This is a genomic window from Larkinella terrae (assembly GCF_009668025.1).
Lineage (GTDB): Bacteria > Bacteroidota > Bacteroidia > Cytophagales > Spirosomataceae > Larkinella > Larkinella terrae.
Genome location: NZ_WJXZ01000014.1, coordinates 348813 through 360757, shown reverse-complemented (window position 1 = coordinate 360757; position 11945 = coordinate 348813). Strand labels below are relative to the sequence as shown.

The 11945-nt window shown below is 51.8% G+C and carries 6 protein-coding genes; 2 read left to right on the top strand and 4 right to left on the bottom strand.

Going from position 1 to position 11945, the window contains the following annotated elements; translation table 11 throughout:
* Positions 1-187: 187 nt before the first annotated feature.
* Positions 188-700 (top strand): hypothetical protein, encoded by a 513-nt coding sequence (locus GJJ30_RS23425; protein ID WP_229313374.1) that lies wholly within the window; start codon positions 188-190, stop codon positions 698-700.
* Between the two features lie 82 nt (positions 701-782).
* Here the strand turns inward: GJJ30_RS23425 and GJJ30_RS23420 are convergent, their stop codons facing one another.
* Both GJJ30_RS23420 and GJJ30_RS23415 read right to left on the bottom strand, forming a co-directional pair.
* Positions 783-3182, bottom strand: a complete 2400-nt coding sequence (locus tag GJJ30_RS23420; RefSeq protein ID WP_154177620.1) for an ABC transporter permease — start codon at positions 3180-3182, stop codon at positions 783-785.
* A 270-nt stretch (positions 3183-3452) separates the two neighbouring features.
* Positions 3453-5846: an ABC transporter permease gene (locus tag GJJ30_RS23415; protein ID WP_154177619.1), complete on the bottom strand. Its 2394-nt coding sequence runs from the start codon at positions 5844-5846 to the stop codon at positions 3453-3455.
* 270 nt (positions 5847-6116) lie between these two features.
* Between GJJ30_RS23415 and GJJ30_RS23410 the strand changes: the two genes are divergently transcribed.
* Positions 6117-6584, top strand: coding sequence for a Uma2 family endonuclease (locus GJJ30_RS23410; RefSeq protein WP_154177618.1), 468 nt, complete (start codon positions 6117-6119; stop codon positions 6582-6584).
* A gap of 1 nt (position 6585) precedes the next feature.
* On the opposite strand, the gene GJJ30_RS23405 is transcribed toward GJJ30_RS23410, so the two are convergent.
* Entirely contained in the window at positions 6586-9216 is a 2631-nt protein-coding gene (locus GJJ30_RS23405) for a permease prefix domain 2-containing transporter (protein WP_229313372.1), read from the bottom strand.
* Positions 9217-9302: 86 nt separating this feature from the next.
* A complete protein-coding gene (locus GJJ30_RS23400) occupies positions 9303-11915 on the bottom strand; it encodes an ABC transporter permease (RefSeq protein ID WP_154177617.1) in 2613 nt (870 codons plus the stop codon).
* Between the last annotated feature and the right edge of the window lie 30 nt (positions 11916-11945).

The following is an 11945-nucleotide window of genomic DNA, read 5'->3' as shown; positions in this document are numbered from 1 at the left end:
TAATGTCGATCAAATGCAGTGCCAACCAACAAAAAAACCCCTGCAGGGGCTTCAAACAGCGGTTTTAGAAAATATCAAAAGAGAAACGTGTCCAAAAGCGGACAATCGATGTACCAAAACGGACAAGGGGCAGAGGGCATGGGGCGTTGGGCAGAGGGTCAATACTTTCTACTCGACCCTTCCTCCTATGCCCACCGCCCCACGCCCTTTGCCCCCACACGGTTTTATGCTAAATTTGTTCAAACCCGGCACGTATATGTATATCTCCTCCACACCTCACCTCCCTTTTGTTAGCGAAGAAATTGCCATCTACGGCCCCAAGGCTCACCAGCGGATCATTTCAAAATTAAACTCCGGTTTAGGTCCGCTTTTTTACCACGAACGACAAATCACGCTGGAACCACTGCCCGAAACGATGCTCAACGAAGGCGAGGTTAGTCCGGTACCTGATTTAATTCTCTATGATAACGAAACCCGGCAGACGCCGATCATTATCGAGGTCTGCCACACCGAAGGACTGAAGAAAGACCTGAAAAAAGTGGTTCAACTGACGAATGAAGACAACTACGGTATTCTGGAAAGCTTCGTCTATGACTATACCGCCCGCCAATGGTTTCGGTATCGCAAAGGTGACGAAAGCGTCATCTCAGCGTCTTCGTTTTCGGAAGTGCTTCAATTGGACTTGAATGAGTTTCTATAATCTATTGATAAGCAATAGATAATGAATAATTAACAATGAATAATGAAAGTACAGAGTCTGTTCATTGTTCATTGTTCATTATTCATTCCGAACGCAGTGAGGCAACCGGATTCGTCAACGACGCCTTGATGGATTCATACGAAACCGTCAGGAAGGTAATGCCTCCGGTCAGCAGAATCGTCAGGGCGAAAATCCACCAACTGAGTTCAACCCGGTATTCGTAGCCCCGGAGCCAGTTGTTCATCAGCCACCAACCCAGCGGTGCGGCCACCAGAAACCCGAACAACACCAGTTTGCCAAACTCCCGGCCAAACAGCCAGAGCAGTTGGGAGCGGGTGGCTCCCAGCACCTTGCGTACTCCAATTTCCTTCGTTTTCGATTCGGCCATAAACGTGACCAAGCCGTAGACGCCCAGGCTGCCAATCAAAATGGCGATCAGGGAGAACACCTGGATCAGCCCCAGCAAAATCTTTTCGGTGGTGTAAAACTGATCGATCAGGTCATCCACAAAAACCGCCTTGAAGACGTTCTCCGGAAACTGTTCATTCCAGACCTTTTCAACCGCCTGAACCGTTGCTGGCAGATTGGTCGGGGCCACTTTGAGGGCAGCAATCGTCATTTCGGTAGAAAGATTGATCAACGCCGTGGGCGGAATACTGCCGTGGGCTTCGCCCAACTGGAAATCATTTACCACGCCAACGATGGTTCGGGGGGTTCCAAAAACCGTCAGTCGTTTGCCCAGAATATCGGCGGGCGAGCGCAGCCCCAACTGTTTGATCATCGCCTGATTGACCAGCAGTTCGTTCACCGTCGAATCGTTGGTGCGAAAATCACGTCCGGCAACCAGCTTCAGTTTGAACAGCGAAACATAATCTTTGTCGCCCACTTTCACGGTGATTGGAAACTTCTCCGGCTCGGTATGGCTGTCGAACGTGAACGGCACCGGCGGTCGACGGAACGAAGCCGGTGGATCGCCCGCCAGCGCCACCTGGGTTACGCCGGGAATCTGCCCCAGCCGCTCGCGCAGGGTTTGCTGCTTTAACCCATTTGTGGTTGGCACGGGAACCGTCAGAACCGACTCTTTATCAAATCCCAGATCGGCCTGCTGCAGGTGCCGCACCTGCATCGTCATCACGATGGCACCGATCACAAAAAGCTGCGTAATGAAAAACTGCACGATCACCAGCCCCCGCCGAACCGACAAGCCCCCGATCTGCTGCGTCGTGAGTCGTCCGCGCAAAGCCGCTACCGGATTAAACCGCGACAGCACCAGCGAAGGATAAAACCCCGCCATCAGAACGACGCCCAGAATCAACCCGCTAAACCACCGCAGCGAATCGGGCCGGAATACGTCCAGCACGGAAAGATCGGCTTTCAGCATCGCCAGCGCGTTATTCAGCAACGGCAGATTGAGTTGCGTGAGCACCAGCGCCAGCACAACAGCCGCCAGCGTCACCAGGGTGGTTTCCGTCAGAAATTGCCCGATCAATTGCCCGCGTGTGCTTCCAACGGCTTTCCGAATACCGACTTCTTTGGACCGTTTGATGGCCCGCGCCGTGGCGACATTGATGAAGTTGATACAGGCCGCAACAACCAGAAACACGCCCACGATGATGAGTGCGTACAGGATAGGACGCGGAGCCCGACCACCATACTGCGGATTGTGGTTCAAATCGCTGAGTGGTAGGGCGTGAAAATCAAGGCGCTTGGCTTCCTGAGGGGCTAAATAATTCCGGCGGATGATGGGGAACGTGCTGGTTAGCCGTTCGACGGGCGTTCCTTCCCGGAGCGCAACGAAACACAGGGAGCCGGGGCTCCCCCACTGCTGCAGGAGTTGAGGATTACCAGTCAGACCGGGAAGTGTCGCGTAGGAAATAAGTACTTCGACACCAAGCTTTGTATTGGAAGGCGGATTCCGGATAACGCCCGTAACCGTCAGATTGGCCTGATTGTCAAACCGGATTGTCCGCCCGATCGGGTCGGCACCGTCAAAGTATTTTTGAGCATATCGCTCCGATAAGACGACCGTATTGGGTTCATTCAGAGCGGTTTTTGGATTTCCTTCCGCCCATTCGACGTCGAATACCTCAAAAAACTGCGGCTCGGTAAAACAAACGTTCCGGGATTCTTCAAACTTCTTCGCTAAACCGCCTTTTCCGTCCGGCGTACCGATAATTTTTCCGAAGGCCAGTTCCATGCGAACGGCACTTTCCACAAAGAGATAATCCCGGCGCAGAACCTCCCCCAACGGCCGCGGTGTGGCATCACTCGGAATAACATTGTCGTGCTGCACATCGGTCACAATCCAGTAGGTCCGATCGGCTTTGGCGTGGTAGCGGTCGAAGCTGAACAGCCAGCTCACCAGTAGAAAAATCAGCAGACCACTCGCCAGCCCGACGGCCAATCCAAAAGTACTGATGGCGCTCGAAAGCCGGTTGCGCCAGAGATTACGCAGCGAAATTTTGAGGTAATTGTTTAGCATATTGGGATTTAGGGATAAAAATCGGTTAGCTATCCGGCCTGCTTAGTCATTAAATTGAATTTAGAAATTCAATTGTTGAGTACCGGTTTTGGTAATATTATACTCAATCGATCCAAGATAAGAAATTTCAATATAAAGGTTAGTAATATATATAATTAGTAAAAAATAATTACATGAGTTTATAGTTAGCCAAACCGCTAATAGCTGTATGCCAGTGACAATTCCCGCTTTTAAAGTAATGGATTTGTAATAAAAATTGCCCCTCTGCCCCTACTCACTCCGCAACGACTTCACCGGATTCATCAAAGCCACTTTAATGGCCTGATAACTGATGGTCAACAATGTAATGAGCAGGGCACCCAATCCGGCGGCAATGAAAATCCACCAGGACAGATCCGTGCGGTATTCGTATTTCTGCAACCAGTCGTTCAGGAAATAATACGCAATCGGGCCGGAAAGCAGGCTCGACACCAGTACCAGAATCACAAAATCTTTCGATAGCAATCCCCAGAGATTAGCCACCGACGCCCCCAGCACTTTCCGGACGCCAATTTCCTTCGTGCGCTGCTCGGCCATGAACGACGCCAGACTAAACAAGCCCAGACAGGAAATAAGAATGGCGAGGACCGTAATGACCAGTGCCAGTTTACCAATGCGTTCTTCAGCCGCAAATTTGAGCGCATATTCCACGTCGACAAAATCGTATTCAAACGGGGAAGTTGGGCTGTATTTTTTGAGAACTTTCTCAATAGTTTCCAGGGCCGCGCTCGTACTGGAACCCGGATTGATGCGAATCGTGACGAAATTTCCGGCCCGTCGGGCAATGAAATAGATGGTTTGCTTCACCGGCTCGTAAGGTGACGACATGAGCATGTCTTTCACGACGCCGACGACTTTGAAACGGCGATCGTTCCACTGGATGGTTTCGCCGACGGGGTTTTTTAGCCCCATAAATTTCACCGCCGTCTCGTTCAACACGAAGCCCGACGAATCCGAGGAGAAGGCTCTGGAGAAATCCCGGCCATCGATAAACTTCCAGCCTACCGTCCGGCCAAACGCATGCGAGACGCCAATGGTCGCAAAATCGGCCTGCAAACCGGGGCTTTTACCGGCCCAGCTAAAACCGGTATTGTTCGACCAGACATCGGTAGTCGGGCTTTGCGATTCGGCCAGCTCCAGTACCGTACCGGTTTTCTGTAACTCGTTGCGAATGGCGTCAATGTGGTCGTGAATATCCGGGGTGCTGACGTGCATCGACACCAGCCCTTCGCGCGTGTACCCGATGGGGCGGTTTTTAGCGTGCAGAATCTGGCGGTAGACCACCACCGTGCCGATGATGAGCGTGACCGAAACCGTAAATTGCAAAACCACCAGCACCTTGCGGGGCAGAGCCGCCATCCGGCCCGTCCGAAACCGGGTTCCTTTGAGCGTTTTAATCGGCTGAAACGACGACAGATAAAAAGCCGGATAGCTGCCCGCCAGCAAACCCGTCAGCAGACTGAAACCCAGACCGGCCAGCCAGAAGTAGGGATTTGACCATAAAAGAATCATTTTCTTGTCGGCCACTTCGTTGAAAAACGGCAGGCTCAGTTGCGCCAGCAGCAAAGAAACGACAAACGCGATGGCAACGACCAGCAGCGATTCGCTGAAAAACTGGCCGATCAACTGCGTCCGGGCTGAGCCGATGGCTTTGCGGATGCCGACTTCCTTGGCGCGTTTTTCCGACCGGGCTGTGCTCAGGTTCATAAAATTGATGCACGCCAACAGCAGCACAAAAGCTCCAATAATCCCGAAAAGCCAGACAAATTGAATGCGGCCACCGGCATTGACGCCGTTTTCCCATTCCGAATACAAATGCCAGCGGCTCATCGGATGCAACAGGATTTCGGGTTTGAACTTGAGTTCTTCCTTATCGCCTTTATTCGATTTGATGTTTTTTATTTTTGCCGAAACCGCTCCCATATCGGCCTTATCGGAAATCTGGGCAAAAATCTGAAAGGAGTTGTTGCCCCATTCGCTGTTGTCCTGAGCTGTTTTTACCCAGTCGGTCGAGGCTACGTACAACTCCCAAGGCGCAATAAACCGCAGATCACGAAGCTCGGTGTTGTACGGTAAATCTTCATAAACGCCGGTGACTTTCACATCGAGTTTGTTGTCGATTTTCATCATCTTCCCCAGCGGATCGGCTTTTCCGAAAAGGGCGTTGGCCGTCGATTCGGAGAGCAGAATGGAAGCCGGTTCGTTCAGTCCTTTCCACGTCCCTTTCCGCATATTCAGGGATAAAACCGCCGGTGCTTCGGGCGACATGTAGTTGCCGGTCCGGGTAAATTTCGCATCCCCGAACGTCAGCACGTGGCGGTTGGTCCAGGACGACAAAACGAGGTGTTTAAAATCCGCATCAAAACTGTTGCGCAGCTCCCGTGCCAGCGGAATGGGAACCGCCGGTGACGTTTTCACCTCGCTATTCAGCGTTTGCTGCTGCATCACCTGCGCAATTCGGTCGTAGTTTTCATGGTATTGATCAAAAGAAAACTCGTCATAAATCCACAATCCGATCAGCAGCGCAACGGCCATTCCGACGGCCAAACCGCCGATGTTAATGGCCGAATATCCCTTGTTTTTCGTCAGGTTTCGGAAAGCGATTTTGAGGTAATTCTGGATCATGGTATGACTGGATTAAGCGTTAGCAATTCCTTTGCAAAATATCGAATATCGAAAGGATGACCTACCATTACTTCGATATTCCTTATTCCGTGTTCGATATTTAGTTTTATTCCGCTTTCAGGCTCTTCACCGGATTCATCAGCGCGGCTTTGATGCTTTGGAAACTGATAGCCAGCACAGAAAAACGTCAAAAGACGTTCGGGGCGATTGGGTACCGGGTTTCACTTAAAATTTAGTTATATTTGAACTCTCCCGAAAAATTACTGCGCGATGGAAACTCCCTACCATGATCTAATCGAAGAATACCAATCGGAAGACATTATGTCTGTTAATCATTCGCGCACTATTCACCGGATCAGCGTTGCTTTTAGTCGTTATGATGAACAGTTCGACATCTTACCGGAACTCGAACTGGAGCTATCCACCGGCAAATGCAAACCGGATATCAGTATTTATCACAATTTACCGGTTGACTGGCTGAATGACATCATTTATTACAACCAGCCACCGGTTACAGCCATTGAAATCCTTTCTCCCAAACAGGCCGTCAATGAATTGACTGACAAGGCTTACAAGCAATATTTTCCGGCTGGCGTCCAAAGCGTCTGGCTGATTATTCCCGTTCTACAGACCATTCATCTTTTGTTGCCTGATGGCTCGAAAAAGCCATTTTCAACAGGAATTTTACGAGATCCGGCCACAGGCATTGAACTGGATCTGGCCCGGTTATTCAAATAATTCACTCACTTTTCAGGCTCTTCACCGGATTCATCAGGGCGGCTTTGATGGACTGAAAACCAATGGTCAAAATCGCGACGAAAACCGCCAGGAAGCCCGTCAGCGCGAACATCCACCATTCCATATCGATGGCGTAGGCGAATCCTTCGAGCCAGCGCCCCATCGCCCACCACGCCAGCGGAGACGCCAGCAATGTCGCGATGATTACCAGCCGCAGGAAGTCGCTGGAAAGTAGAATGACCACCCCCGAAACCGTAGCGCCCAGCACTTTCCGAATCCCGACTTCCTTGGTTCGCAGTTGAGCCGCGTAGGCCGACAGCCCGAACAATCCCAGGCACGAAATGAAAATAGCAAAAACCGCAAACACTTTCAACACGTTGCCCACGCGTTGTTCGGAATCGTACAGCCGGGCCAGTTTTTCGTCGAGAAACGTGTAGCTGAACAGACTCTCCGGCGAAACGCGGGCGAGGAGCGACCGGGTGAACTGCAAGACTTCGGGCAGGTTTTTTCCATTGATTTTCAGCAGGAAATAATTGGCCTGTCCCGGGTGCTGAACGATCACCAGCGGTTCGACTGCACTGTGCAAAGAAGCAAAATGAAAATCATTGACGACACCCACAACCTCGCCCGTATCACCCAGTGAAACCATTTTCTGTCCGATCGGCGATTGCAATTTAAGCGCTTTCACAGCCGCTTCGTTCAGGATATAAGCGAAGTGAGAACTGACGTTTCGCGGTACGAAATTACCACCGGTTTTCAGGCCCATTTTCAGGACCGGAAGCAGGTGCTCGTCGGCCCACATAAACCGCATCTGGCTGGCATCGTCCGCTTTTCCCACCGGAACGAGCATGTCGGTACTAAACCGGTCGCCGGGCAGCACCGACGTCAGGGCGACATCCGAGATGGCGGCATTTTGCCGCAACTCATTCTGAATCAACGCGGCTTTTTCGTGCACACTCTGGCCGTAAAGTTTCACGGCCACGACCTGCTCCTGGTCGAAACCCAATTTCTTACGCTGGAAAAACTGCATTTGCCGGTACACGACGATCGTACTGAAAATCATGAAAACCGAAACCGCAAACTGAAAGACAATCAACCCTTTCCGCACCAGCGTCACCGACGAAACCGGACTTCTCCTCCCTTTTAACGACGTAACCGGTTCGAAATTCGAGATGAACCACGCGGGGTACAGACCGGCAATCAGGCTGATCAACGCGGCCAGTCCGAACATCATCAGCCCATTGGAAACCGTAAACAACTGCCCAAAACGCAGATCTTTCGCCGTCAGGTCGTTATAAAACGGAATCGCCAGCCGGAACAGCCCCAGCGCCAGCAACGCGCCCGCCAGCGTCAGCAGGAACGATTCGCCCAGAAACTGGTTGACGAGCTGTTCTTTGCGGGCGCCCAGCACTTTCCGAACGCCCACTTCCTTCATCCGGTTAAAAGCCTGCGCCGTCGCCATGTTGATGAAGTTAACCGACGCCACCAGCAGGATAAACAAAGCCGCTACCGAAAACACGTAGACGTACAGAATATCGCTGTTCGGACTCATTTCCTTTTCCAGTTTTGAGTGCAGGTGAATATCCGTAATCGGTTGGAGAAGCGTTTTCCGGGTGGTCAGAATATCCTTCCGGTTTTCGCCGTTCACCTCGTAAAATTTCACCATGAACGCCGGAATTTTCGATTCCACCGCCGGACGCGACGCATTTGCGTTCAGCAACACATAATTGTAAAATCCCGACCAGGTCCGGCTTTCCAACGATCCTTTGTCGGCGTATTTATAATAGGTGCACATGGAAATGAGGTAGTCGAATTTCAGATGCGTCGGAAACCCAAAATTCCGGACTATGCCCGTCACCGTCAGCGGTCGTTTGTCCAGATCATCCTGAATGATTTTGCCGAGCGGATCGGCATCCCCAAAGTACTTCCGGGCCATCGTCTCGGTCAGCACAATGGCATCCTGCTGTTTCAGAGCCGTTTGCGGATCACCTTCAACAAACGACAGATCAAACACGTCGACCGCCGTCGAATCGGCATAAAAACCGGTTTTTTCCTCAAATTGCTTCGAATCACCACCCGACGGCGCATAGCTGAATACCCGGTCCGGGTACGGGCGAAGGAAACGGGCTACGGTTTCAATCGCCGGAATCTGGCGTTTCATTTCGACTCCCAGAATGGGCGAAGTGGCCGCCCAGCGCCGGGTTTTCTCGCCAATATTCTCCGAATTGAGCCGGTAAATCCGGTCGGCTTTCGCAAATCCTTTGTCGTAGCTCAACTCTTCCCTGACGTGCAGAATAATGAGTAAACCGCAGGCCAGCCCCAGTGCCAGCCCGGCGATCGTCAATGTGCTGTTCAGCCGATAGCGAAGCAGATTCCGCCAGGCGATTTTGATATAATTCTGGATCATGATCGGATTCGTTATTGTTGTCGAATTATTTTGAGACTTTCTTTTTAGCGCAAAGGAGAGGATAAAACCAGCCACATCCCACCAGTAGCGCCACCGCGCGCGCCGTTCGCCCACCCGCCGAACCTGATACGCAAACTCCTCGTGCAAATCCCCCAACACCTCCTCCAGGTGGTCGGGAGAACAGAAGAACTGGAGGAGACGGTCGGCGAAGCGGGGCGGTTTCATATTTTCTGAATGAATAATGAATAATGAACAGGCGCTGCCGATGGTCAACATTCATTGTTCATTGTTAATTATTCATTGTTAATTATTCACTCGGAACGAAGTGACTTCACCGGATTCATCAATGCGGCTTTAATCGATTGGAAACTCACCGTCAACAGGGTGACCAGCAGCGCGCCCAAACCGGCGGCTACGAAAATCCACCAGCTGATTTCCGTGCGGTATTCGTATTTCTGGAGCCAATCGTCCAGAAAATACCAGGCAATTGGCGATGAAATCAGGCAGGAAATGATGACCAGCAGTACGAAATCTTTCGACAGTAACCCCCACAAATTGACCACCGAAGCGCCCAGCACTTTGCGAACGCCAATTTCTTTCGTGCGCTGCTCGGCGATGAACGACGCCAGCCCGAAAATGCCCAGGCAACTGATAAAAATGGCCAAACCCGCGAAGAAAGTGGCCAGTTTGCCAATGCGCTCTTCGGCCGCGAATTTGGCTGCAAACTCCTGATCCGCAAACTTGTACTCGAACGGCGCATCGGGATTGATCTTCCTGAAAACCGTCTCCAGTTTTTCCAGCGCCAGCCCGGCGCTCATCGCCGGATTCAGTTTGATATAAATGTAATTGAGCGTCCGTTCGTGGGTGTTCATCATAAAAATCGTCGGGGTCGCCGGGTCAAAAGGCGATTTCATGACCATGTCTTTCACAACGCCGATCACCTTCCAGTTCTGATCGTGCCAGCGGATGGTTTCGCCAACCGGATGTTGGAGTCCGGTCAGTTTCACGGCCGCTTCGTTCAGGACAAACGTCATCGAATCCGTCGAAAACTGCCGGGAGAATTCGCGGCCTTCCTTGATTTTCCAGCCTACGACTTTTCCGAATTCCGGGGTCACGCAGATGGTTCCAAAAGCGGCTGTTCCGTTCGGGTCTTTACCCCGCCATTCCAGGTTATTGGCCGACGACCAGATATTGGTGGCCGGGCTCGACGCTTCGGCCACGTTGACCACGGCCCCGGTAGCCAGCAATTCGTTGCGGAGCGCATCATACCGCCCCTGCAGTTCGGGCGTATTCATCATGATGTTGACCAACCCGTCGTGGTCGTAGCCAAGGGGGCGGTTTTTGGCGAACTGAATCTGGCGGAACACAATGATCGTTCCGATGATGAGCGTGACCGAAACTGTAAACTGCACCACCACCAGCACTTTGCGCGGAATGGACGCTAAACGACCGATATTGAACGTTCCCTTGAGTACTTTAATGGGCTGAAACGAAGAAAGATACAGCGCCGGATAACTGCCCGCAACGATGCCCGTGAAAAGGCTAAAACCGATGCTCAGCAACCAGAACCGAACGTCGGACCACAGAATTGTCATCTGCTTGTCGGCCACTTCGTTAAAAACCGGCAGGGCGAGTTGCACCAGCAATAAGGAAAACACAAACGACAGCGCCACGACCAGAAACGATTCGCTAAAAAACTGACCGATGATCTGGCTCCGCTGCGACCCGATGGCTTTCCGGATACCGACCTCCTTCGCCCGTTTCTGCGAGCGCGCGGTGCTGAGATTCATGAAGTTGATGCAGGCCAGCAGCAGCACAAAAATGCCAATGATCCCAAACAACCAGACAAACTGAATGCGCCCGCCGGTATTCACGCCGTTTTTCCAGTCCGAATACAGGTGCCAGCGGTTCATGGGGTGTAAAAACAGGGCCGGCTTCGATTTACTTTCCGTATGCTGGCGAAAAACATCCTTGATTTTCCGGGAAACATCGTCAAAGCGGCTGTTTGGCTGGAGTTGCGCGTAAATTTCGAAGGAACTGCTGCGCCAGTTATTCACATATACCCGGTCTTTGTCCTCGGAGAAAATCAGTTCGATGGGTGCCACAAAAGCCATGCCTTTGAACTGCGTATTGTGGGGCACATCTTCGTAGACGCCCGTCACCCGCACCGAGTATTTGTTGCCCACTTTAATGACTTTACGGAGCGGATCCGCATCGCCAAAAAGGGCTTTGGCGGCCGATTCGGAAAGTAAAATCGAAGCGGGATCTTTCAGGCCCTGACGCGTGCCACTCCGCATTTTCAGCGTGAACAGTTCAGGAAAATCCGGTTCGGCAAAACTCCCGAGCCGGGTAAATTTCTGGTCCTGATAGGCCAGAATCTGTTCCGCCCAGGAATTTGCCACGACGCTTTTGAAGTCGTCCGGGTATTTAGTCCGTAGTTCGCGGCTTAGCGGAAAGGGCAATGAGCCATAGGTTTCGATGCCCTGCTCCAGCGTCTGGTTTTCCAGCACCTGCGCAATCCGGTCGTGGTTTTGGTGGTAATGATCGAACGACAATTCGTCGTACACCCATAAACCGATCAGCATGGCAATGCCCATACCCACCGATAAACCAACGATATTGATGGCCGAATATCCCTTGTTATTCAGGAGGTTCCGCCAAGCGGTTTTAAAATAATTACGGATCATAACAGGACTTAAGGAAGAGTATGAATAATAAGGTGTTGACTTGCGTTTCGTCGCAAACGGTTTTAAGAATCCCAGCACATCCCGCCAGTATCGCCACCGGGCCCGCCGTTCACCAATGCGCCGAACCTGGTACGCAAACTCCTCATGCAAATCACCCTGCACTTCCTCCAGGCGGTGGGGAGCGCAGAAGAGTTTGAGAAGGCGGTCGGCGAGATGGGGCGGTTTTCTGTTTTGCATAGGGCATGGGGCGTTGGGCAGAGGGGAAAG